Annotated in this window: 25 protein-coding genes; 2 read left to right on the top strand and 23 right to left on the bottom strand. The window is 38.9% G+C overall.

What is annotated here, in order from left to right:
* Positions 1–4: 4 nt before the first annotated feature.
* From IEO70_RS05640 to IEO70_RS05540, 21 genes are all read right to left on the bottom strand, one after another.
* On the bottom strand, positions 5–871 hold the full coding sequence (locus tag IEO70_RS05640) for a M50 family metallopeptidase (RefSeq protein WP_190997389.1): 867 nt from the start codon (positions 869–871) through the stop codon (positions 5–7).
* Positions 864–1613 (bottom strand): M23 family metallopeptidase, encoded by a 750-nt coding sequence (locus IEO70_RS05635; protein WP_190997388.1) that lies wholly within the window; start codon positions 1611–1613, stop codon positions 864–866. Before IEO70_RS05635 ends, IEO70_RS05640 begins: the two co-directional genes overlap by 8 nt.
* Before the next feature lie 604 nt (positions 1614–2217).
* Positions 2218–3021 carry a septum site-determining protein MinD gene (gene minD / locus IEO70_RS05630; RefSeq protein ID WP_190997387.1) on the bottom strand — a complete coding sequence of 268 codons (804 nt, stop codon included), beginning with the start codon at positions 3019–3021 and terminating at the stop codon, positions 2218–2220.
* Positions 3022–3023: 2 nt separating this feature from the next.
* A complete protein-coding gene (minC, locus tag IEO70_RS05625; RefSeq protein WP_190997386.1) occupies positions 3024–3713 on the bottom strand; it encodes a septum site-determining protein MinC in 690 nt (229 codons plus the stop codon).
* 76 nt (positions 3714–3789) lie between these two features.
* Positions 3790–4332: a rod shape-determining protein MreD gene (gene mreD / locus IEO70_RS05620; RefSeq protein ID WP_190997385.1), complete on the bottom strand. Its 543-nt coding sequence runs from the start codon at positions 4330–4332 to the stop codon at positions 3790–3792.
* Entirely contained in the window at positions 4329–5219 is an 891-nt protein-coding gene (gene mreC, locus IEO70_RS05615) for a rod shape-determining protein MreC (protein ID WP_190997384.1), read from the bottom strand. Before mreC ends, mreD begins: the two co-directional genes overlap by 4 nt.
* Before the next feature lie 124 nt (positions 5220–5343).
* Entirely contained in the window at positions 5344–6357 is a 1014-nt protein-coding gene (locus tag IEO70_RS05610) for a rod shape-determining protein (RefSeq protein WP_190997383.1), read from the bottom strand.
* Between the two features lie 153 nt (positions 6358–6510).
* Complete coding sequence (gene radC / locus IEO70_RS05605; RefSeq protein WP_206711506.1) at positions 6511–7197, bottom strand: RadC family protein; 687 nt, start codon at positions 7195–7197, stop codon at positions 6511–6513.
* A 59-nt stretch (positions 7198–7256) separates the two neighbouring features.
* Positions 7257–7820, bottom strand: coding sequence for a Maf family protein (locus IEO70_RS05600; RefSeq protein WP_190997382.1), 564 nt, complete (start codon positions 7818–7820; stop codon positions 7257–7259).
* Between the two features lie 735 nt (positions 7821–8555).
* Entirely contained in the window at positions 8556–9536 is a 981-nt protein-coding gene (locus IEO70_RS05595; RefSeq protein WP_190997381.1) for an SPOR domain-containing protein, read from the bottom strand.
* 131 nt (positions 9537–9667) lie between these two features.
* Positions 9668–10426: a hypothetical protein gene (locus tag IEO70_RS05590; protein WP_190997380.1), complete on the bottom strand. Its 759-nt coding sequence runs from the start codon at positions 10424–10426 to the stop codon at positions 9668–9670.
* Positions 10419–11081 carry a PilN domain-containing protein gene (locus IEO70_RS05585; protein ID WP_190997379.1) on the bottom strand — a complete coding sequence of 221 codons (663 nt, stop codon included), beginning with the start codon at positions 11079–11081 and terminating at the stop codon, positions 10419–10421. The genes IEO70_RS05590 and IEO70_RS05585 overlap by 8 nt, the downstream gene beginning before the upstream one ends.
* Positions 11082–12077 carry a type IV pilus biogenesis protein PilM gene (gene pilM / locus IEO70_RS05580; RefSeq protein WP_190997378.1) on the bottom strand — a complete coding sequence of 332 codons (996 nt, stop codon included), beginning with the start codon at positions 12075–12077 and terminating at the stop codon, positions 11082–11084. It abuts the gene before it with no gap.
* A gap of 25 nt (positions 12078–12102) precedes the next feature.
* Entirely contained in the window at positions 12103–12858 is a 756-nt protein-coding gene (locus tag IEO70_RS05575; RefSeq protein WP_190997377.1) for a prepilin peptidase, read from the bottom strand.
* 33 nt (positions 12859–12891) lie between these two features.
* Positions 12892–13326: a prepilin-type N-terminal cleavage/methylation domain-containing protein gene (locus IEO70_RS05570; RefSeq protein WP_190997376.1), complete on the bottom strand. Its 435-nt coding sequence runs from the start codon at positions 13324–13326 to the stop codon at positions 12892–12894.
* Positions 13327–13444: 118 nt separating this feature from the next.
* Complete coding sequence (locus IEO70_RS05565; protein WP_190997375.1) at positions 13445–14650, bottom strand: type II secretion system F family protein; 1206 nt, start codon at positions 14648–14650, stop codon at positions 13445–13447.
* Positions 14651–15691, bottom strand: coding sequence for a type IV pilus twitching motility protein PilT (locus tag IEO70_RS05560; RefSeq protein ID WP_190997374.1), 1041 nt, complete (start codon positions 15689–15691; stop codon positions 14651–14653).
* 17 nt (positions 15692–15708) lie between these two features.
* On the bottom strand, positions 15709–17370 hold the full coding sequence (locus IEO70_RS05555; RefSeq protein ID WP_190997373.1) for a GspE/PulE family protein: 1662 nt from the start codon (positions 17368–17370) through the stop codon (positions 15709–15711).
* A 3-nt stretch (positions 17371–17373) separates the two neighbouring features.
* Positions 17374–18870 carry a VanW family protein gene (locus IEO70_RS05550; protein ID WP_190997372.1) on the bottom strand — a complete coding sequence of 499 codons (1497 nt, stop codon included), beginning with the start codon at positions 18868–18870 and terminating at the stop codon, positions 17374–17376.
* Between the two features lie 34 nt (positions 18871–18904).
* Positions 18905–19531, bottom strand: coding sequence for a hypothetical protein (locus IEO70_RS05545; RefSeq protein ID WP_190997371.1), 627 nt, complete (start codon positions 19529–19531; stop codon positions 18905–18907).
* Between the two features lie 268 nt (positions 19532–19799).
* A complete protein-coding gene (locus IEO70_RS05540) occupies positions 19800–21143 on the bottom strand; it encodes a PulJ/GspJ family protein (protein ID WP_190997370.1) in 1344 nt (447 codons plus the stop codon).
* Between the two features lie 89 nt (positions 21144–21232).
* On the opposite strand from IEO70_RS05540, the gene IEO70_RS05535 reads away from it, so the two are divergent.
* Together IEO70_RS05535 and IEO70_RS05530 are read left to right on the top strand one after the other, a co-directional pair.
* A complete protein-coding gene (locus IEO70_RS05535; RefSeq protein ID WP_190997369.1) occupies positions 21233–21637 on the top strand; it encodes a type II secretion system protein in 405 nt (134 codons plus the stop codon).
* 14 nt (positions 21638–21651) lie between these two features.
* The gene (locus tag IEO70_RS05530) at positions 21652–22140 is read left to right on the top strand and encodes a hypothetical protein (protein ID WP_190997368.1); all 489 of its coding nucleotides are present in this window, start codon (positions 21652–21654) and stop codon (positions 22138–22140) included.
* 96 nt (positions 22141–22236) lie between these two features.
* Here IEO70_RS05530 and IEO70_RS05525 read toward each other — a convergent pair whose 3' ends face one another.
* Complete coding sequence (locus IEO70_RS05525) at positions 22237–23940, bottom strand: sensor domain-containing diguanylate cyclase (RefSeq protein WP_190997367.1); 1704 nt, start codon at positions 23938–23940, stop codon at positions 22237–22239.
* Positions 23941–24020: 80 nt separating this feature from the next.
* A complete protein-coding gene (locus IEO70_RS05520) occupies positions 24021–25322 on the bottom strand; it encodes a bifunctional folylpolyglutamate synthase/dihydrofolate synthase (protein ID WP_190997366.1) in 1302 nt (433 codons plus the stop codon).
* Positions 25323–25523 lie beyond the last annotated feature (201 nt).

Here is a 25523-nt window from a genome sequence, read left to right as displayed (position 1 = left end):
ATAATCAATAAGAATATAATAGGTCACCGATTTTAACACCGGTCATTTTTTCGCTGAAATAAGCGTGCAACACCTCATTTTCATCAAGCATACCTCGTTCTTTTCCATTTTTCATGACGATAATCGGATGCTTGCAGCCGCGTTGAAACAGCTGCAATATTTCATGCACTGTTTTATTCTCATCCACTGTCAACGAAATGAGACGCTGCATTTCGCTGTTTTTTCCATAATGGCGCTCGAGCAAAAAACGCATAAAGACATATTGTCTCTGTCTCCATTCCATTACAATAGCAAAACAAATGAAGCTTAAAATCAATATAATATTCAAACTCATTTGACCGGATAAAAGGCAGAAAGTAAATAGCGCGACTGAAAATAGAATTGAAAACCGCAATATGAGCAAATGGCTCTTCAAAAATGAGTACTTAAGCGAAAACAGCAAAAACAGCAGTTTCCCGCCATCAAGCGGCCAAATAGGCAATAAATTAAATAAGCAGATTGTGCTGTTAATATAAAGAAAGGTGACATACGTTTCATAATCGGCCACCCCTGATATATAGGCTAAGTAAACAAGTAAAAAGAGCACTAAATGCTGAATCGGGCCGAATAAAATTACCATTAAATCTTCTTTTAACGGCCGATTGCCATGCTCCTCTGTATCAAGCACACCACCAAACGGCAACAAGGTGATTGACTTGATTCGCCATTTAAAATGAGCGGCTGCGCATGCATGTCCCATCTCATGAACTAAAACGACAGCAAGCAGCATGAGCATTTCATAAATATGAGCTGTTAAAATCGCAATCGCCATAATCACCCATGTTGTCGGATGGATGCGGAGCATAAATAGCAAACGAAAATATTTATTCAACAGAAATCACCTGACTGGGATCAACGAATTGATCGGCTTCTTCTTTTTTCATTCCGAAAAACAAAGTGCCTTCTTCATTCAATACTCCAATTTGCTCGCCCTTGGAAATCTGGCTGTACACTTTCACATCAATAGCATCAAGATTGCCATACCACGTTTCGCTCTTATCCTTATGCTGAATAATGACGGTATTGCCATACTCCTCTTTAATACCGGCATAAATAATGACACCATCCTCAATTGCATAGGCACCGTCATCACTGTCTGTCTTCACGATAATGCCGGCTCCATTTGTCGCATAATCTTCAATAATCTTTCCTTTGACCGGCAGTATATAGTCACCGGAAACTTGCAGGGCATCCTCATTGACCGCTTTCTTTTCTGACGGCAAAAATGCAATCGGCTTGCCGAAGGTGTCCTCATACCAATCTGTCACCAATGCAAACTGCAGCTCGTTTTCCATCGTGGAGGAAATCACTTGCCGGACGGACTCTAAATCATTTGAAGGATATCGGTATATAATCGCCACCGTAATGAACAACAAGGAAGCGATTAATATTTTCAACAGCATAATATCCTTGCGAAAGAGCGGGTGACCTCTCTCCTCATCCGCATCAAAGGTCGTTACCGAGTGTGGTTGGAAAGGACTTTGTTCATGGCGCGAGTGCAGCTGACGTTCCTTCATTTTGTTTCTTTTCTTTATACGATTAATAATTTCTTTCCTTCGATCGTTATACACCATGCATGCTCCTTTACATTGGTATTGTAATACCACTATATGAGCAACTTGTCCGAATCATGCTAAGAAAAACTGGTACCGGACCTTCTTTGTTTCCAAGCAGATACTTTAAGATTACACACAACCTTGTATAAGCATATATCCTTGAACCACTGCAAACCAAAGAAGGAGCCATGCGGCAGATGTAAGACGGTACGGATGGGAAATCCGCTCTTTGATTTCCTAGCCGGCACGGCTTACACTCCGAGCATGGCAGGTATAAGGTTAGACAGCTATCTAAGTTCAAAATATATGCTTTCTTATCTTTCTTAAAAAACCGTCACCGGTCCTTTTTCAGTTTTGAATACGTCTCTCGAATTTACTCCAATGAAAAAGGAGACATGCGGGAACCGAAAAGCGGAAGCGGCCGGTTCAGCCCCGACCTGCATATGACGAATTACGTAGGAAATTGTAAAATTTCCGGAGTGATTTGGCTTATGACCTCGAGGGGCTGGGCAGTGGATCTGGACGTTGATATACTTTTTTCAACTTATACACAATATAGATTTTTATAATTTCCTCAAGCACAAAAAAGACACCCTGACCGACTCTGGGTGCCTTGCTTTCATTATTTAACGCCGAAAAGCTTTTTTATTTTTGAAAACATGCCCGTTGACTGAGCTTCAATCGGTTTCAACGGAATTGATTCTCCAAGTATACGTCTTGCGATATTGCGATAAGCAATCGATGCCTCATTGTTCGGGTCCAACACAACCGGCTCGCCTTGATTAGAAGCTTTAATTACATGATCATCATCGACAATAATACCGATTAAATCAATCGATAAAAACGCTGTAATCTCATCAATATCAAGCATATCGCCATTGTTCATCATATGCCCGCGAATACGGTTAATGACAAGCTTTGGTGACTCGATATGTTCTTCCTTCTCCAATAAACCAATAATGCGATCCGCATCACGCACTGCTGTCTTTTCAGGGGTTGTTACGACAATAGCCTTATCAGCTCCTGCAACAGCATTTTTGTATCCTTGCTCAATACCGGCCGGACAATCGATAATGATGTAATCAAAATCTTGCTTCAGCTCTATAACAAGCTTTTGCATTTGCTCAGGCGCGATAGACAATTTATCGCTTGTTTGCGCAGCCGGCAATAAATATAATAGCCCATCAAAACGCTTGTCCTTAACAAGCGCCTGCTGCACCTTACAGCGCTCTTGGATGACATCTACTAAGTCATAGATAATGCGGTTCTCAAGCCCCATTACCACATCCAAATTTCTCAGACCTATATCCGTATCTACTAAGCACACTTTTTTTCCCAATAGTGCTAATGCCGTTCCTAGATTGGCAGAGGTAGTCGTTTTACCTACGCCACCCTTCCCCGACGTTATAACGAGCGCTTCACCCACGATTAGATTCCCCCTTCTAATCTAGTTAAATTAGGTCTTAGTTGCTTTAAAACCTGAATTTTATCAAAAACTATATTATTATCATCATTTATGTACGCGCAAAATTGTTTGAGCTTATCTTTAGGCCCGGACGTCACCATCGCTGTATGAAGATTTGCAATACCGATTAAAGCTTTTTCCATTTGACTGGCCGCCACAACCGCCTCTGCATTTCCTTTATAGCCCGCATGAGCATAACCTTTAATCGTTCCAATGATAAAAATATTACCTACAGCTTTTACCTGTGCCCCGGGGTTTATATCCCCAATCAGCAATAAATCACCTGGAGCCTCAATCACTTGTCCGGACCTGACCTTCCCGACTATTGATTTAATTTGCCCCTCTTCAATCAATCGAGTCGCTTCTTCAACCGCCATTACGTTAGATTGAATGCGCTCTACAAGCAGCTTTGAGTTGCTCTCAATTGTAGAAATAATCTGTTCTTGTTCTTCTTGAGAAAATTGCCTATTTCCTGTATGTACCTTAACAGGAATGAGAGGATCGTCTTCCTTCACCAGGCGATAGGACATTGATACCTTCTCATTCAATTCTTCAATCACGTTCTGAAAAGAACACGAATCATTGAGATGTAGCGTCAACCCATCTTTTGTGCCTTTGATTATAACATTTTGCAGATTTTTATTACTTATCACGCACTCTCACCTCAATAATTCAATATTCTACGAAATGGCGTTTATTCCTTTCAAACAATACCTACTAAAAGTGACTCTATTTTGTTTTTTTTCTAAAAAGAATCTCATTATTCTCTTCTTCACTATATTTAAGCAAAAACTTCCGTAAAGGATAAGCTATAATAAGAATGACAATCGCATTCAATATTAACGTCGGAACCAGACGGTCGCTCAAAAACTGTTGGAAAGTCATCGAGACAAAACCAAGCAATGCATTCATTCCGTACACGATCATTTCCAATATGGCAATTGCTACAAGCGACATAAACGAAACAACAAAAATATTATTTTGCAGTATTTTCATGACTTTCGAAATGCCGTATGTAATAAGCGGGAAGATGAACAGATATATGCCTAATATCTCTGTGTATACCACATCAAAGAGGATCCCTATTACAAAACTATAGTATAGCGCAGTTCGATTTCCGCTATAAACAGCCATAAAAACAAGAAAAATCATAAGAAAACGCGGAACAAATATTTTATCGCTGGTAAAAAATCCACCTGAAAAAGTTGTAACAAAAATACTTTCAGATAGAAAAATTACGAGAGCAAGGAGTGGGATATAAAGCTTCTTCACAAGCCCGCCTCCTTAAGATCCGCATCTTCCAAATCCGATAAAACCTCTTTCTTATCAACATCTTGCGAAACAACAACTACATGAGAAATATCATACAAATCCGCATAAGGTTTCACATAAGCCGTTTGCGTCAATCCGTATTGATCGACCACTACTTCCTCGACAGTTCCAACCGGCAATCCTCTTGGGAAAACACCGCCAAGGCCTGATGTAATTACCGTTGACCCGACCTTCACTTCCACATCGGAAGGAATCTTCTTCAGGAGCAACATTTTAGTCTCTTCATCATAACCTTCGATTAGTCCGACAACATCTTGTTCTCCTTGAATAGTCGCTGAAATTCGGCTCTTCGGATCTGTAGTGCTAATTAGCTGTATTGTCGAAGAAAACTGATTGGATGATTTGACTTTGCCGATTAAGCCGCTTGCCGTAATGACTGCCATATTCTTCTTGACACCGTGCAGCTGCCCCTTATTAATAACCAGCACTTCCTGCCATTTATCCGGGTTTCTTGCAATAACCGTTGCATTGATTGGAGAATAAGAACGCAAATCATCTTCTTTATCAAGCAATGATCGTAATTCTTCATTTTCACTTTCAAGATCTTGAACCTTCGTTTGTAAAGTAGCATACTCTTCTAAGCGTGCTTTTAGCTTCTCGTTCTCTTCATATGTATTTTGCAAATCACGAAGGTCACCGAAAACATCTGCGACAAACTGTGCAGGCGTTTGAAAAATTTGTTGAACGAAGCCTGTTGTATCTTTAACAAATTGCTCTGGCCAGCTAACATTTTCTTTTTCTTTTAATGAAAAGCCAATCAATGCCACCAGAATGATAATACTTATCAAGAGTAATATAAGTTTTTTATTCAAAAAAAACTGTGGCATGGCTACACCTCTATTTATTCTGTATTCATAACTGTCAGGTTATTTTTATTCTATCGATGCTATTAAAAATCTCTTCACACTCTACAGTATACCGCAGAATGTGAAGAGCAATAAACATTATTTTTTACAGTTTTGCACGGTTTCTGAATTCGTGGATGTGATCCAGCGCTTTACCTGTTCCGACTGCTACGCAATCAAGCGGATTTTCCGCGATTAAAACAGGCATTTCTGTTTCTCTGCTGATAACTTTATCCAAGTTACGAAGCAATGCACCACCGCCCGTTAACACGATACCGCGGTCCATAATATCTGCCGCTAATTCAGGCGGAGTTTTTTCCAATGTGCTTTTTACAGACTCAACAATCGCATAAACTGTATCGCTTAATGCATCGCAAATTTCGTCTGCTGTGATTTCGATTGTTTTTGGAAGACCTGTCAGTAGGTCACGTCCGCGAATCTCCATATTTTCAATGCCTTCAGGATCACCTGCTGAACCAATTTCCAATTTAACCGCTTCAGCTGTACGTTCACCGATCATCAAGTTATATGATTTACGGATGTAGTTAACGATTGCTTCATCCATTTCATCACCTGCAACACGAACAGATTGACTAGAAACGATCCCGCCTAAAGAAATGATTGCCACTTCCGTTGTACCGCCACCGATATCTACAACCATACTACCAGTCGGCTCCCATACAGGAAGGTTTGCACCGATTGCCGCTGCAAAAGGTTCTTCGATTGTGTAAGCATCACGTGCGCCGGCTTGTCTAGTTGCATCGATAACCGCACGCTTTTCAACAGCTGTAATACCTGATGGCACACATACCATTACGTATGGGTTACGAGCAAATACACCTTTCTTCTGTGCTTGATTCATGTAATATTTCATCATTGTCGCTGTTGTTTCATAATCAGCAATAACGCCGTCTTTCATCGGACGAAGCGCCACAACGTTTCCGGGTGTACGCCCAATCATATTTTTCGCATCATTACCTACTGCGACGATTTGTTTTGTATCCGTGTGGAAAGCCACAACAGAAGGCTCGCGTACAGCAATGCCTTTGCCTTTCACATATACAAGTGTATTAGCTGTACCTAAATCTATACCAAGGTCTTTCGTTCCAATTCCAAACATGATTGTATCTCCCTTTCCGAACATCATTTCTAAGTCAGTTAAAGTGATTACACACTATAGTATAATCCACTGTATTATTTATATTAGCGTAATTCAAGCGCAATAAAAAATCATAACTTATATTATATTACATACCTTATTATTATGATAGTGTCATAAATATCCTTTTTCCTTTAAACTGACATATTTTTTCTCACCGATTATGAGGTGGTCCAAAATATCTATTCCGATTAATCTGCCGCATTCGATTAATCTTTTCGTTACATCTATATCTTCTTTACTTGGCGTCGGATCGCCGGACGGATGATTGTGCGCGCAAATGATAGAGGCAGCAGAGCGGCGAAAAGCCTCTTTAAACACCTCACGCGGATGAACAATCGATGAGTTCAAACTTCCGATAAAAACAGTTTGTTTATGCAATACTTGATTTTTCGTATTCAAGTATACACAAACGAAATGCTCCTGTGAAAGAAACCGCATTTCTTCCATGAGAAAATTCGCACAATCCTCAGGCGAACGAATCACATAGCGATCCGTCGTAATCAAATTATGCACCCTTCTTCCCAACTCGACAGCTGTCAGCAACTGAATGGCTTTTGCTTCACCAATTCCGTTTATGCTGGTGATTTCTTCTACAGATGCATCTTTAAGCAAGCGCAGGCCGTCAAATTTAATAATGAGCCGTTCAGCGAGCTGGAGAACAGATTCATTTTTCGTGCCTGTTCTCAACAGCAAAGCAATCAGCTCCTGATTTGTCAGCCCCCGCGCTCCTTCTCTTAAAAAGCGCTCACGCGGCCGCTCGCTTAAAGGGAAATCGCGAATTAAAAATGATTCACTCAATATACATACTTCCTTTCGTCTTAAATAACGTGACGAGCCGGAAGCTGTTATTAGTTAAACTATGAATTTGCGAATGCCGATAATTCACGCTGCAAACGTGAAATCGGGAGGCCTACGACATTATAGTAATCTCCTCGAATGCCTTTCACAAAAAGAGCCGCTTTCCCCTGAATACCGTATGAGCCGGCTTTATCAAAAGGCTCACCGCTTTCAATATACGCAAGGATTTCTTGCTGTGTCAGCTCCCAAAACGTCACTTCCGTTCTTTCATAAAATAGGAGTGTCTGTTGATTGGATAAAATACAGACGCCTGTATAGACGTCATGCGTTTCATTAGAGAGCTGCGACAGCATCTGCAAGGCATCTTCACGGTCAGCAGGCTTGCCAAGTATATGATTATTATGCACGACTATTGTATCACAGCCGATAATAATTGAGCCATTATGAGCTTGCAATGCCGCTTCAGCTTTCTTATAGGCTAACTGCTGTACAGCTTCTATCGGAGAAATAGAATCCGGAAGAGTTTCATCAACATCTGTGGGGAATGTTGTGAAGGGTAAATTTAGTAGAGTAAGAAGTTCCTGTCTTCTGGGTGAGGCAGAAGCTAGTATTAATGGTTGCATGTGTTTCACCTTAACCTTTATATGATTTCAATATGGAGATACATCATAATCGTACCAAAGTTATCCACCTTTCTCAACAATTGTTCGATAAAATTCGACTAAAAATTCCGAAATCAAACCTTTTTTATTTTTGTATCCGCCTCTTGAACTCACTTCAATAAAGAAAACTTGCCTTTGGCAAGCCTGATAAGGCGCAGGCAAAGATCTAATAACCCTTATACTATGGACTTAAAATTGGCGACTACGTCGAATCTTCCATCTCGTTGCCAATTTATATACTATAGTGTGAAAAAGGAGCCATGCGGGAACCGAAAAGCGGAAGCGGTCCGCAAGTAAGGAACAACGACTAAGAACACTACGTCCACATATCTTCGTCGCTGTGACTCTCATCGTGAGATCCTCCGACCTGCATAAGACGAATCACGTAGGAAATTGCAAAATTTCTGGAATGATTTGGCTTAGACCATAGCGCTGTCAAATTCATCACTTGCCAGTCATGAATTTGACACAATACTCAAAGAAGTCTAATCAGGGATGAAAACTGGCTGGCCGCTGCAGCTAGACACAGTCTAAGAGGAACATCGGCTAAAGGCTCACGTTCTGTGACAACACCGATGTGACCTACATCCTGTAGGCCCCGAGCGGGGCAGGTGTAAGGTTAGACAGCTATCCACGTTCAAAAATTTCTTAAGAAATAAATAATCCTCGCAGACAAAATCGCTGCAAGGATTGGCACTAAGACTTCAATTGCTCGTACATAGATACAAATTGCAGCAATTGCGACTGCACCTGCGCAATTGCCTTTTCGGAGAGCTCACCGCTTATTAGCAACTCAGCTGCTTCCTTTAAAGAGACGACCATTTTTGATACATTTTCATCTTTCGCTTCCATGGCCAGCAATTCTTTCAAATCCGTCTCAATCGCTTCTTTATCCGCTTGAGTCGAACCAAGTTTATGCTGCGTGGCCGCAACAGTTAATGTCTGATAAAAGGCAGCTCCTGTCTCGACAACTTTCGCATCTTCAGCGGAAAGCTTCGTCTCCCCACCGGCAAAAGTCAGCTCCTTCCAGTACACATCTATCCCTTGATCCTTATATGTTTTACCGATTGCTTTCGCATTTTCAAGAGAATCGCTGGCAAATAGCGCAACATACGTCTTATCTCCATCACTTACCGCAATCGCCGGAAATCCTTTTGAAGCGAAATCATCCCTCGCTGCCTCCGCTGCCTCACGATTACTGAATACGCCTCCCTGGACAAAGAACAGATTAACCGGCGGAAGATTCACTTTTGACGTCTGTTGGGCAGCACGTCCGTCTTCTATCGGAGGAGCTGTTGTATTCACAGTCGGCGCATCGCTTGCTGTAATCGTCCGAAATGCAATATACCAAAAGCCGGCTCCAACCAAAACAGCCGTAATAATCGACACAAACACCTTCTGAAAGATCCGCTCATTACGATTAATTTTCTTTTTTTGAAGACTGCTCGAGACAAATACACTTTCTTTTTCAAATGAACTCACTTCCCCCGATGGTATCACCCATTCAAAGCTTTCTTCCTGCTTCTCTTTAGATGCGGCACTTTCGATTAAAAGCGGGGCAGCCTCTTCTCCGGTCTCTGTTTTTCCCTCTTTAATCTCTTTCTTCTTTTCATTTATATATGCCTCTTCATTGCCATTTATTTTAATCGTAATCGTTTTACGATTTGGCTTGTCCATTCGCACACCCCTCCATTCGACGTTTGCTTCATCCTAACATAGACAAAAAAAAAAATAACAAGACTTTTGTCGTCTTGTTATCAATAGCTTTCGTCAATATGTTATATATTTTGATAGATTTAGTATTTGTTTTACTCCTGACCTCTTCGTTGAAGAATCGGGCTTTCGTAAAGAGGATTTGTTTTATTAGCAGGCTCAGCCGATCTGACTCTAGGTAAATCTTCCTGCAAATCTTTCAGTTTCGACGCATAATATGCCGAAACAACAACTGTATATTCCAGAATAGAGCGAGTTTGATCAACAGAGGTAATTTCCTCGAATCCTTCGAAACTGATATTCTCAACCTTTGTAATTCGTTCTAAACTCTCCAGCGAGGATAAAAATTTCTCCAAATCAGCATATCGTTCCGACTGTACGGTTAACGACAGCCTAACTTGCTTCAGACCTTCTATTGCCTGTGCCGGTACTGAAACCGGTTCGCTTACTGATTCTGATTCAGATTCTGATTCACTTTCGTCTTCCTCGCCAGCAGAAGCGACAGGCTGCCCAATTTCAACATTTTCCTCTACCGCAATATTAGTTATCAAACTTCCCGAAACAATTTCTGCTTGATTAAAATCTACGATAATCTGCTGAACATTCGGCTTAACCGGAATCTTTTTTTGCAATTCGACAGACGATACGCGCGGCTCTTCTGTTTTTTTATTTTGCTCAGTTTGTATGATCGCCAATTCTGTTTCAAGCGCTTGCAATTCCCGCTCCTTCGATTGCAAATCGTCACTTTTCGGGTAAATGACATAGAAATAAATTGCAGCCAAAACCGATACTCCTAGCAATCCGCTGAGTGCAATAATCTTCCACTTCTTATCCAACTTATCCAACTTATTCAACGTCATCCTCCCCTTCCTGCGAAGAAGATGAATCAGCGTCTTCGTTCTGTTTATTCAAGATAAAGTCAGAAGCTAATTTCATTTCATAAACCGCTTCATAACGCGGAACAAAATCTTCATTAAGCAACTGAAATTCTGGCTTTTCCGGCTCTCCATAACCATTTATTTCATAATAATGATAGGATTCTGTAACGTCCAACGAATTCAATTTTGCTTCTGAAGTCCATTCTGATGCCAACAATTCATCCAAGTAAGAAGAAGCTTCCAACGAGGCATCAAACCTTACAGTCAGTTCCACAGTGTTTTGTTCCTTGTAGTCGTACTGCATAAAAAATCCTCTTTGCGGCAGCAACGAAATCAGCTCATCCAATATAGGAACCGATTTTATTGTGTACGTTTCTCCCCACTCAATCATGTTTTCGAGTTGTGTGACGGAATTCACGGTTGTTTCCGCTTTCGTAGTTTCTATTTCAATCAGTTGCCTTGTCTGAGCCAAGTTTGATTCTAGAGCTACAATATCCTTTTTCGTTTGCGTATATGTATAAAAAAAGAAGCCGCCTACTCCTGCAAGCACAAGAACAATCAGCGCTGAAGCAATAGGGAATGCAAAACTTTTTCGTTCTTTTTTCGGGAGTAAATTAATTTCAGCTAACATTTAATCTCCCCCTCTTAAAGCAAGACCAATCGGCAAATAATACTGATAATCTATGTTTCGGATTTTTTCATTGCTTCGATCCGTATCAAGCAGTGAGCGAACCGGCATATTGAATCTATTTTTCATTTGCTCGACTATTGTACTTAAAAATGGATGGTCGCCCATTATAACTAAAGATGAGATTTCTTGCTGTTCCTCACTAACATTGAATTTATAAAAAGTGACAACACGGTCGATCTCGGTATACATGTCTATTAGAAACTCATAATATTGATCTTTATCCACTTTATATTCCCAGCGTTGGAATCCTAAACTATCATTTACAATTTCCCACTGCTCTTTATCGGAGCTTATCGGCAAATAGCGCATGAAGCTCGGCTTATCGTTCTCAAATACACTGACATTGACACCATACAAGTCAAAATGAAGGAACATAATATGTTCACCCTCATGACAATCATATAAAGAATGATAAAGACGATAATTCGCTAAAGGAACAATATCAAAAATGCTCGGCTTTAGCTTGCATTCTTGCAATAAATCACTATATTGTTTCACTATTTGTTCAGATGCAGCAAATATAAGAATTTCTTTCTGTCCATCTTTTTCACCAAGAACGATAACATCAAAGACCGGCTCTTCAAACGGCAAATGAATGCTAGTTCCTAGCTGTAAATATAAATGCCCTTCTATTTCATCGTCCGCTATCTCTTGTTCTATCTTCAACCGACGCACCAACACATGCTGATCTGGGACAAGAAAACGGACTTTCCGTCTGGCAATTTTCCACTCATCGACACATTGCTCTAATATCGCAGTCAACGCAAATGGATCTTCTATTTTTCCGTCTCGTATAATACCAGAAGGCAATAAATACTCTCCCATTGAATGAACAGACAGTGAATCATTGGACGCCACCTCTGTGTAGCGAATGACATGATCCTTTATTTCAATATTAATTACTTTATCTCTTTTGTTAAAAATAGATAGTCCCATGTTTTTCCCCATCCATTCATCAAATCTATACAAACATTTGCAAATACCAATCTAATAGAGTATCGCCAAAATAATAGGCGACTAGAGTTCCCACGGCAATAAACGGACCGAATGGAACAGGCTTCTTTTTTTCGACAACACCCGTAGCAATTAACACTATTCCCACGACCGCTCCAAAGAAGACAGAAAAAAAGAAAGCAAGCAGCACTTGTTTAACTCCTAAAATAAATCCCAGCAAAGCAAATAACTTTATATCGCCGCCGCCCATGCCGCCTTTGCTGACTAGGGCAATCAATAGGAGAAGAACAAATCCAATCATTGCTCCTAATAAAATATCGAGCCAATTTGCTTCATGAATCGTCAAATGCAAAACAATAAAAATAGCAGCAAAGAAAATCAATATCTTATCAGGAATAATCATATAAGCTAAATCCGAAACCGTAATAATGACTAAAAGCGATATAAGTGCGTAACAGAATATTAATTCATAGCTCCAACCGATTATAAACGGAGATACAGCAAACAAAAGACCGGTCACGAATTCCATAAACGGATAAATAGGAGAAATCGGAGCTTTACAGCTCCGACATTTCCCTTTTTGAAACACATATGATAGAACCGGTATTAACTCAAAAGCAGTCAAAACATTATTGCATTTCGGACAAGACGACCGCGGAGCCACTACCGATTCTTTCAAAGGAACCCGCAATCCGACCACATTATAGAATGAACCTAGTATAAGACCTATTATAGTTGTGTAGATTATTAGTAGTGTGATCATGGTTTAGGGCTCCTTTTAGTTCGAAGTTTGATCTTATTCCATTATTGCTAGTAAAGTGCCTTCAAGATCTTCAAGTTCGTCAGCTGTTGTAGCTGTTAATGTTCCTCTATCTGGATGTTCTAGTGTAACCGATGTAATTTCACCCTTATCATCGAAAGTAACTTTAGTAGACGTATATTCTTCTTTATCTGGATCTTTAAAAGCATCTAGATAGTCTAAATCCTTCAATTCCTGAGCAGTAGTTTCACCTTCAGTTGCAAATTCAGCTCCGGAAGCAACAGCCAATCTTGCAGCACTTACTAATTGCTCCGCATTTGCTACATGTGCATCCTTTTTTGAATTATCAATAATACTAGCTATTGCCGGAATTGCAATTGCTGCAATAATCCCCAAAATAACTACTACTGCTAACAACTCAATAAGTGTTAACCCCTTCTCATTACGCAAAATATTTTTTACTTTCTTCATTTTCCCCACCCTCTCAATTTTCTGTTACCTTAGTACGAAGTCTATTATACTATAAAATTAGAAAAAGTAACATAATTATGAAAAATTTATGAAAAAAATTATTACTTTTTTACTGAATTCACCCAACTGAATTGTAAATTTCAAACATTGGGATCATAATACTCGCTACTATAACCCCGATTACCCCAGCTAGAAGCACGATCATCAACGGTTCAATCAATGATTTTAGTTGGTCAGTCGCTGTTTCTACTTCCCGCTCATAGAAATCTGCCACTTTTGATAGCATACTGTCCAATTGTCCTGTTTGCTCGCCAATTGTAATCATTTGCGTGACAAGAGGAGGAAAAGCCCAATGTTTTTTCATCGGCAAGGCAATTGATTGACCTCTTTCCAACGAGTCTCTAGATTGAAGAATAACCTTGCCGATTACTTCATTTTCTACTACTTCCTCTACAATTTTCATCGCTTGTAAAATTGGCACTGAACTAGAAAACAGTGAACTTAATGTTCTTGTCATTCTTGCAAGCGCCGATTTTTGCAAAAGCTTTCCGAAAACAGGCATACGAAGCAGTGCATAATCTAAGTAATATTTCGTTTTTTTATTACTCTTTATAACCGAAAATAAAATGAAAATTGCGATAAAAAATAGAATGACAAGATACCAAAACTTTTGCATCACTTCACTAGCTTTTAAAACCGATTGAGTGATTGCCGGCAGTTCTTCACCAAAATCGGCAAACATCGAAGCAAAGGTCGGTACAATTGAAACTAAAAGGAAAATCGTGACGATGACAGCAATGATTCCGACAACTACCGGATAGGCTAATGCTGATTTGATTTTTTGCCGCGTCACATTTTGCTTTTCATAATGAACAGCCAAACGCTCCAATGTTTCCTCCATATTTCCGCCCGCTTCGCCTGCTTTTACCATGTTAATGAACATCGGTGAAAAGATTCTTTGATATTTTGCCGCCGAACGGGAAAACGGATTTCCTTCCCGCAATTCTTGCTCGATATTTGTCAGTGTCTTGGCTAAATGTTTACTTTCTGTTTGTTCAGCTAATATGGCAGTAGCATCAACGATCGTCACACCTGCTCTCAGCAAAGTGGCAAATTGCCGTAAATAAATAGTCAAATGTTCATGTTTAACGGGCGCGCCGATTACGATATCCTTCGTAAAGGCCGATTGCTCGACCTCCTGCACATTTATTACTTTAATCCCTTTATTCGTTAACGAAAAAATGGCATCCCGTTTTGAATTAGCGATGATGTGACCTTGTTCTTTCCCACTACGACTTCGGCCCTGATATGCAAACTTCGCCATTTACTCCACCTTTTCCCCTAAGTATGGTAAAGCTGTCTCCATCGCGATTTCTCCTGATGAGACTAAATCTTTCAAATTGCTTTCCAATGTATGCATTCCTTGTTCTTTCGACATTTGCAGTACATTTACGATTTGATGAATTTTTTCACTTCGAATTAAGTTGGCAATTGCCGGGTTATTAATCAAAATTTCTGTCGCTGCTCTTCTTCCTGCTTGGCGGACAGTCGGGAATAATCTTTGTGAAATGATACTGACAAGCACATTCGCCAACTGGATGCGCACCTGCTGCTGCTGGGCAGGCGGGAAGACATCGATAATTCGGTCAATGGTCGACGGCGCGCTCGATGTATGCAATGTACCTAATACTAAGTGTCCGGTTTCTGCCGCTGTTATAGCAGTAGAAATCGTTTCTAAATCACGCAATTCCCCGACCAAAATGACATCAGGATCTTGACGTAAAGAGGCACGGAGACCATTAGCAAAATTATCCGTATCATAGCCAACTTCCCTCTGATCAATGATACATGTGTTATGACTATGTAAATACTCAATAGGATCTTCCAATGTAATGATATGTCTGCGCATATGCGTATTCATATAGGAAATCATTGCTGCTAAAGTCGTCGATTTCCCGCTTCCAGTCGGTCCCGTTACCAATACAAGACCTTGTGGCTTCTCTACGATTTTTTTCAAGATAGGCGGCATTTTCAAATCATCAATAGACGGTATTAATGTTGGCACTACCCGAATGGCCAGTGCGATACAAGCCCGTTGGTGATAAGCATTTACACGAAACCTCGAAATACCAGGCAAAGTGTAGGAAAAGTCCAATTCGCCTTTCTCTTTAAAAATGCTATACATTCGCTCCGGAACCATCGCTTTAGCAATCGCCTCCGTATCAGAAGAATTCAGCACTTCTTTACCGTACCTTTTCAATTCGCCATTTATTCGCATAATTGGCGGCACACCTACAGTTAAATGAACATCCGATGCTTTCAGTTCATAGGCTGCCCGTAATATTTGTTCTACCTCTATTTTCATATCATCACCTTCATTCTTTAATCCAATGTCGCAACACGCAACACTTCCTCTGTTGTCGTTAATCCTTGCTTCACCTTTAATAAGCCATCATCAATCAAAAAGATTGTTTTATTTTTCACTGCAAAGTCCCGCAATCGATCAATTTGGGTCGAGTTCATGATTGCACGGCGAATTTCATCATTAATGATGAGCATTTCATGAATCGCCATCCGACCTCTATATCCGGTCATATTACAAGCCGGACACCCCTGCCCTCTTGTTATTTGCTCAATGCTCATACCTCTTTTAGAGAAAATCTCAACTTCTCTCTCTGTCGGCTTTTCTTTCACAGCACAATCCCGGCAAACTTTGCGGACAAGACGTTGAGCCACAATTCCACTTAATGAAGTCGCAATAAGAAATGGTTCAACTCCCATATCCAATAACCTTGTGATTGTGCTTAAGGAATCATTCGTATGAATCGTACTTAACACTAAATGCCCCGTTAACGATGCGCGGATAGCCGTTTCAACTGTCTCTTTATCACGCATCTCCCCGACCATAATAATGTTTGGATCTTGACGTAGTATCGAGCGCAATCCGGATGCAAATGTCATGCCGACATTCGCATTAACTTGAATTTGATTAATACCCTCTAACTGGAATTCTACCGGGTCCTCAATTGTAATGATGTTCACTTCTTCACTGTTCAGCTTATTTAAAGCAGCATATAATGTAGATGATTTTCCTGATCCGGTCGGACCGGTAATTAAAACAATCCCCGTCGGCTTATTGATCATTTCCTCGAAGCGTTGTTCGTGAATTTTATTGAAGCCAAGCCGGCTAATATCACTGACAGAGCTTCGCAAATCCAATATACGAAAAACAATTTTCTCTCCGAACACCGTCGGAAGCAATGATACACGCAAGTCAACCGGATGATTATTCACCGTCACCTTCAAACGGCCGTCTTGCGGAATTCGATGCTCAGTAATATCGAGATTTGACATAATTTTGATCCTGGCTACTAGAACATTTTGCATATGCCGAGGCACGACCCGCTCAATCCGCAATTGCCCATCAATCCGGAATCGGATAACGATACTTTTTTCTTGCGGATCAATATGAATATCACTGGCTTTTTGCGTAATGGCATTTGCTAATATTTGATTGACTAACCGTACAACCGGAGAATCATCCTCAAGATCTTGCTGATTGTTGTCATCCTCAACCAAAACCTCTTCAGTTAATGTTCCGAAGTCTTCATTTTGGTCGTAATATTTAGAAATCGCTCTTGAAATATCTTCTTTCGTTGCAATCGCCGTTTCAATTTTGAACCCTGTAGATAAACGAATATCATCAATTGTGAAAAAGTCCATAGGATCAGCCATTGCAACATATAAAACTTCTCCATCTTTTTTCAAAGGAATAATTAAATTGCGTGTTGCCATTTCCCTGGATACCAAGCTGAATAACTTCGGATCAAAAGGATAGCGGTAAAGATTAACACGCGGGATTCCGAGTTGAACTTCCAATACTTCAATTAGTTGATTTTCCGTAATTAATCCTTTTTGTAATAAGGCATCACCAAGCTTTTGTTTTGCTTCCTTTTCTTGCAAGGCTTTCTGTAACTGTTCCTCGGTGATTAACCCTGCCTCTATAAGCAAATCCCCCAGCCGTTTTCGCTTTGCATATGGCATACGTTATTCCCCGCTTCCCTTACCGAAATTATAGAAAAGTTCCTGAATTATTTTTTCGAATCTCTTATACAAGTCACAATTGAACTGGGTCGTATCTGCTTCATTACTATCCGCCCCTAGTTCGCCCAAACATGCAAGCAGTGATAATACCTGTTCAACTTCTGCACTTGCTAGATCGGAGTCACCACCGACGGAATCTTCTGTCTTCTGGGAGTGGTTTGCTTCACTTTGTTCATGTTTTGTATCGGTTTCTCCTCTTCCGTCTTCATTTGCAGTTTCACTTGTAGATTCCACTGTAGCTTCACTTGTAGCTTCGCCTGTAGTTTCACCTGCAGCACCGGTACCTGAACCAGTTAGCATTAAACTGCGAATTTCTTTTCTGTGAATAGGAGCGTAATAATCGGAAGCGATCTCATCTTTCTTAATTAGTGTTCCAGATTCGTCCTTCGTCTCTCTAATAATCGTTACCTTTTTTCCGTTTTTCCCTTCAGCAATTACTTGAACTTCCCCGAATCGAAGCAACGGATCAAATTGCACAATTGTCTCCTGCTTAAATGTTTTCTCATCGCTTGGATTGGCTGAATATTGATACAAGAACGGATATCCTTTCAAAGAGACAATTAGTTGACTGCCCTCAATTGACAAAGTCATTGTAAAAGGAGTTGCATTATTGTTAGCAAAAACAAAATCTTTGTTCAAATCTTTCGCTACGTTTGCTTCATAACCTAACTTTGCATAGACAGGAATCTCTGAGCTGATATGCCGCTCAACAATATCGAAATTCGTCTTCAGAATGATTTCATACAGTCCACTTGCTAGAACACTTAATGTTTCCGATGAATATTCTCTCTCCAAACTTTCTGCGAAATGAAGCAATGAAAATGTAGACTGCTGCTTTATTTCAATCATTTCTATCTCATTCACTAAATTAGTCAATTCTGCCAGCGAGTTCTCCGTCGGTACAGAAGCAGTCACAAGTTCAGCATCCGAATTTTCATTAGCTATGTACGTCAATAGTTGTACGGTACTTGAAGTTAGATTCAATGATGAGGCAGTCTCTTTCAACTCTGTTATTAACCCAGTCCAGTCAATATGAGCAACATCAATATTCGCCGAAATTTCAGTGATTTCATTTTCCAACTTCGATTGATCAATCATTACAACCAGTTGATTACTTTGCCCCATCTGTATTTGATTTAGCGTCGTGCTTAAATCAAAAATATAAACATCATTGCTTAACTCAATACTTTTCTCTTTGTATTGAATAACCGTTACAGACTCTTCCTTCCACTTAGTGATTTCACTCTCCAATAAGTCATACGCCTGCTGTCTCGACAACCCCTCAATAGAATGCGAGGAGAGACCTGTTCCTTCTGAATAAATCACATCGTTCTCAATGTATTGCGAATAGGCACGGGAACCAAAATAAACAGCACTAAACACAAATACTGTCGACAAACCTAAGATACTAAATACCCTCAAAAAATTTCTTGGATTCAACGTAATGCCCCTTTCTAAGTCCAAACAGAAACATTTATTTAGCAATTGCCTCTTTCTTTAACTCTTCTTCAAATAATTCATTTAATGGTGAAACATAATTATCAATCGGTTCGGCATTTTGTTTCTCATCTATTGGCTTTTGATTAAATGATAGCGGCTCAATTTCGTATTCTCCTAGACTGACATTATTAGATTCACTTTCTTGAACGTTTAAATCATTATTTAAATCTACTTTGACCAATTCTTCATTAATAGAATTGGAATTAAACTTAACTTCATCGATGCTATCTTCTTTGACCGCTAACTGCATACCTTGGTCATCTTCTATCGAATTAACTACGTTTACTCCCGACACAAAGTTGACCTTCATTGCAGTATTTTCAATCCCATGGTTACCAGCTCGAGTTGCTTCCTTAATAAAAATAAGCGAATACAATTTATTACCTATAAAGTAAGAAGAAAGCAGGAGAATCAATACAGTAGCTGCAATCAGTTGCCATGCAGGTAAATAAGCTCCGCTTAAAATACATAAAACAGCAATAGCACCTGATAGAACGACCGTAATGAGTTTCCCTTTACTAGATAAACCAAGAGGCAATAAATGCAGGATAAAATATAAGAACAAAATTGAAACAGTTAAGAGCCCTATATTAACAAACATCAGTCATACCATCCTCCCAAATCAAAATACCTACTAATAATGAAAATAAATCCAACGTAATCACATTTTACCATAAACTAATGAAAAATAATGTATAAAAGTATCAATCATTAGGAAGTAATGATTATAGCTAATTATTCCCGTATGAAATCTACTATTGATACAAATAAAGGCCTAAGCTGTTCCATTATGCTGTAACACATAATCTAGAAACAGCTTAGAGCCTTTTATAAAACTCTTTTCCGAATTAAATACATGCTTCTATAATTTAATTACTAGGTAAAAGTTCATCAATTATTAAAGGAAACTCTTCATCACTACCTATAGAAAGATCTTTAAAAAATTGCTGAATGTCCGGTGGAGATTTCAATACAGCTTTATTTAAGTTGATATTTTTTGCAACAATTACTCCTGTGAAAGTACCCTTATCAAACGTTACATTTCCTTTAGGGGCAAATAAAACACCGCTCCCGCCTCCACTAACTATTATGTCACCTTCACTGACGACTACCATATTCTCTCCACTAACATCTGCCGTTATATTTTTACTTTCAATATAAACTTTACTATTATCACCAATAGAAATTGTTTTATTAATAGTCGCTTTATGTACTGTATACCCTCTCTTCACTGTATACCAATCTGGGTTCCTTGTTGTAAAACTATAAAATTCGAAAGACGGAATATTCGGGTCCCGCTCAATGTTAGTCTTATCAGTATTCTTACCTGTATAAGTGCCTTTATATTTTAAAGAATCTACAACTCTGAATTTCCCGTCTATATTGAGATTCCCATTTACATATACTTGTCCATATATATTGTTTATTTCTCCTCCACCATTCGTCTTTAATATCATATCCCCATTTACATACAATTCTCCTTTAGGGTTATCTGTTCCAATATCCCCCAACTTGGAATTACCGTCTCTAATCAATGGGCCATTGATATAAAAACTAGTCACTTCTATCGACGATGAATTTCCTTTTAATCCACTAAAATCTAATCCATTTTTACCTGTAATCACAATTGAAGCACCATCTCCATAAATATTGGGATTGCCTTGAGAACCAGTGTCAAATGCTGAACTATATAAAAACACCTCTTTGTTCACTAAAAGTCTGTATGATCCATTTATCGAAACATCTTTCTTTCTTTGTTCACCTGATAATGTCGTTTTCAACTCATATTCATTGTTATGTTTGTCCTCAATAGTGAAAGTTACTTCAATGTCAGACTCTGAATTAAAAGTTTTGGTAGTTGAACTATCATTTTTTAATATTTCGACTATATCCCATTCAGAGCTTTTTAAGGTATCTAACTTTATTGTATACTCAGATTCATCTACAAATGGACTGCCATTAGATGAAAATATGACTTCCGAACTACCGCCACCTTTTTCTACATCTAAATCACCGCTATTTTCATGTATTGCCCGTAACTTCGTCATGACAATATTCGCTTCTTGCCTAAGTGTATTATGTGACTCTGATTTTTCTTTTGCATTTATCGTTTGATGTAAAACACCATAAATCGATCCACCAATAATAGCTGTTATTGTTAAAGCTAGTAAAACTTCAACAAGTGTAATACCTCTTTCATCTTTTAATTTCATCAAATTTTCCTCACTTTTCTGAAATATATCCTTTTACCTATTATAATATGTTATATAATTACTATAAAGACCTAAGGAGGAAAAAATTGGTGAGATATATTAAAACAAATCAGGCCTTTACTCTCATTGAAGTTCTTGCATCTATTACTTTACTTAGTATTGTATTAGCAATTTTTCTACCATTCTTCGCTAATTCCATCGAACTATCTTCAAAAACTGAAGATAAATTGACAGCTATTAATTTAGCCGAAAGAGAGCTTAGAAATGAGATGAATAAATTTGAAGCAAGCCCAATAAACAGTTGTCCTACAACTCCAATAACGAAGCAAATAGAAAAAACAAATAATAAAGAAGACTATTACTCTACTGTTGAATTTATTTGTGGAGAAAAAGAACTTAACCTAGTTCCTATGAAAATAAGCATTTCCAGAAATGAGTATGGCAATAATCCTATTACAGCCTTATATGGCTATGTGGAATTAAGTTCAAATTGATTAGGAGAGGGAGCATGGAAAAACATCTAAAAAATGAAGCTGGCTACACACTAATACTAGTACTGCTTATCATTACATTGTTTTTTATATTTTCGATAACCCTTATGGGAAACTTATTAAACAGTTCTTCGCAAAATAATAAAACAGAAGAAAAAATTCAAGAGGAAAATCTAATGCAAATGGGTGTTTCATACGTTGAAAGATTAATTGCCGTCACTGACCAAAATGTAAAAGATGATGATGAATTTATAATTGGTAATACAGACAATGAAACTTATGAAAATTACCAAACAGTTTTCAAAAAACTTCTAGAAACTTCTAAAACTGTAGAAGTCGAGAATAATAAATTTAAATATGAGATTACCGGTTACAAAGGTTTAAGTAAGGATGAGGATGAGGATGAAAAAGATGATAAATTTACAATTGAATACTCTATTATTCTAAATGATGACGAAGATATTAAACATGAAACAGAAAAAGAAATCACGATTTCTATACAATAAAACCCAAGGATGATCAGCGGTTTCTGATTATCCTTGGGCTCTTCAATTATTATTTAAATAACTTCCAGAAAGTAAAGCCAACTCAAAATCTGCCTCTCATTTCACATAAACTGCTGCCCGATTTCGCCCTGCCCGCTTAGCTCCCGTATACATAGCCCTGTCGGCATTACGGACAACTGTTACGTAGTCAGCATCTTCTTGATTTGCTGAGGCAACACCGATACTGGCGGTTACCCCGATTGAAACCATTCTCTCTTGCTGCCGGACGGCGAATGGCGTATTGGCAATCGTTTGCCTAATTTCTTCTGCTAAGGCGAAAGCAGCTTCAATTGTTATATTAGGGAGAAGAATGACAAACTCTTCGCCTCCATATCTTGCCAAAGTGCCTCTTTCTCCAACTGTTACTTCTAATAGAGAGGCTACTTGCCGGATTACATCATTTCCGTTTTCATGTCCATATGTATCGTTGACACGCTTGAAAAAGTCCAAATCACACATAATAAAAGAGAGATGCTCCAATTGTCCTAGCTTGAAAGCAAGAAATTGTGTTTCTATAAGACTTTCGAAATATCCATAGTTATAAACACCTGTTAGTGCACAGCGTTCACTTTTCATCTTTGTTTCTTCAAAATACTGCGCATTTTCGATAGCAATTGAGAAGTGAGAACATAATATTTCTAAAATCATTTGCTGCGATTTATCATACAAGCGAGCTTGATTAGCTGCTACTATTAAAACACCTTTTAACTGTGAGTTCCTTTTAATAGGGATTGCCAAAATACTTTCCACTTCAGCACCCTGTTTCTTGCACACCATATGCTTGCGCCATTCTTTTTGATTTTTGAACAAAAATGCCTGATCTTCTTTACAAGTATAGTAACTGAGAGCAAGCATCAATTCGGTCAAATCTTCATTTTCCTTACGATTTTGTGTGTTTAAGTAGCGTAAAAGCTGCAAACGGGAATCTTCATTAATTTCAAATAGATACGTATGTTCCCCGGGAAATAATTTTGAAACCTTCGCCATGAAAAGGTCTTCAACCTCTGAAACAGAATACCTTTCGGCTAGTTGATGTCCTATTACTGACGCTCTCTGCAAACTTTCATTAATTTTCACAGACGAATAGTGCACCTTCATAATTAGGGCAACGCTCAGCAGCGGTATGCCTACTAAAAGAAAAGCTAATAAATCGACCTCTTGGTATAACATATAAAGAATGATACCTATCGGAAAAACGACAATAGATGACAGACCTTCCCACAGCAAATCTTTACCAAACAAAATGCGCTTATTTCGGTGCTTAAAATAAATAATAAGCGAGATAATCAATTGGTTACTGATAAAAAAGGCCAGCATATAAACCAAAATAGCAAATAAGTCCCGTGGTTCAGTCACATCAATTTGCTGATGTGTCCCGCCTGCCAAATAGTAAGCGACGGCACTGCAGATGGAAACTGCATAGAACATTAATAAATTCAACGGGTAACGATAATATTCTGTTTTCGGTATTCTAAGTGTAGCCAGCATTGCAATTACGGCAATTTGAGTAAGCAGCAGTTCTGCCAATAAACCGAATTGCAAAAAAGCCGCAAGTGATACACCTTGCAAAACAAATATGACTGTTTTATTAATGATAAGCGGAAAGGCTGCTACTAATAACATTAAAGCAAGGAAAGCCGCCATATGTCCGTTGAATTCCAAATAACTGTAAGGAGCCCATTTATAAATCAGCCATATTCCTAATGGAAAAACAGCAAACCATGAAACCCACAACAGTAAATGTTTACCGTTTTTCACCATATTCGCCACACACCTTTAAGGAAAATTAAGAAAATTATATCATTTTACCCATTAATCTCTCAATCAATATGGCTAATTTTTCAAATAATCTTTGTTTGTAAGTATGGACGTGCGTAATACAAAAAATATAATGAGCCTGTTACAACAATCACCGCATCTTCATCAGCCATTTGCAGACTTTCATTGAGCGCCTCTTTATAATCCTCAAAGACACTGTGCGGCACATTTCGGCAATGCTTTGCAAATTCAGTTGCTTCAAGGGCTCGGTCCATTGTAAATTGCGTAAAAATAATATGATGCGCGACTTTTTCAAGCTTTTCAATCATCGAAGCAACATCTTTATCTGCCAACGCTGCAGTGACGAAGATGACTTTTTTATCCGCATAACGGTTTTGCAATGTCTCAATTAATGTGTTGATTCCCTCTTCATTATGCGAGCCATCGACAATGACAGCCGGATCTTTGCTGATTTGCTCCAGACGGCCCTTCCACATTGCTTTTTGCAGTCCAATGCGCATTTTCTCCTCTGTCAGTGAGTAATCATATTTCTCCTTCAATAAGATCGCAGCCGTCACGGCACAGGCAGCATTGTCGATTTGATGAGTGCCGATCATGGCAATCGACATGTCATCTAAATGATGAGTGCCAAAAGAATAAGTGAAACATTCACCGTCTTGGTCAGCCGGTTGAGCTATTGCGGTAAACTGTTCTCCCAATTTGAACAGCTCACTGTTTTTTTCCTTAGCTGTGCGCTCAATAATATTTAGTGCTTCTTCATTTTTTACGCCTGTCACGACATAGGAGTTATCTTTAATGATTCCTGCCTTTTCACCAGCAATTTCCCGGATCGTATTGCCTAAAATATTCATATGATCAAACGATATATTAGTAATAATTGAAAGCAATGGCGTAATGACATTAGTAGAGTCTAATCTGCCGCCAAGTCCTGTTTCCAAAATGACAAGGTCCGGCTTCTTCTCTTGGAAATACATTAATGCGATAATCGTCAAAATCTCAAACTGAGTTGGATAAACATCTTCCTGTTCCATTTCTTCCATTACTTGCATCACTTTGCGGAACAGTGCCAGAAATTCCTCTTCCTCGATATATTCATCATTAATCATAATGCGTTCTTTAATTGTTTCGATATGAGGCGATGTAAATGTGCCGACACGGTAGCCTTGTGCCATCATAATATTTTTCAAATAGTTCAATGTTGAACCTTTGCCGTTCGTGCCTGCAATATGCACAAAAGGAAGCTCCTCATGAGAAACGTGCAAGTGAGCCAGCAGCTCATGCATTCTCTCCAGGCCAAAATTCATGCCGAAACGCTTTTCGCGCTTAGCAAAATACGTATACATATCGTCTATTTTTGTAATCATTTCTGTCTTCCTCTCACATGCAATTGTATAAACTATCTTCCATCATATATGATATTGGTTTATGTAGACAAGTTGGAAAGAAATCCACTTGCCTACAGTAATATTTAATCCACTTTTTAAAACAATTACGCCACTTTTACTTGCAAGTTACCGTTCCGAAGTCACAAAAAGGAGTAACCGGCCTTCGGTCACCTTGCTCCT

Origin of the sequence: Peribacillus faecalis (assembly GCF_014712675.1) — a bacterium.
Lineage (GTDB): Bacteria > Bacillota > Bacilli > Bacillales > DSM-1321 > Bacillus_AD > Bacillus_AD faecalis.
The sequence above is the reverse complement of the archived record's forward strand: the minus strand, read 5'-3'. Positions and strand labels throughout refer to the sequence as shown.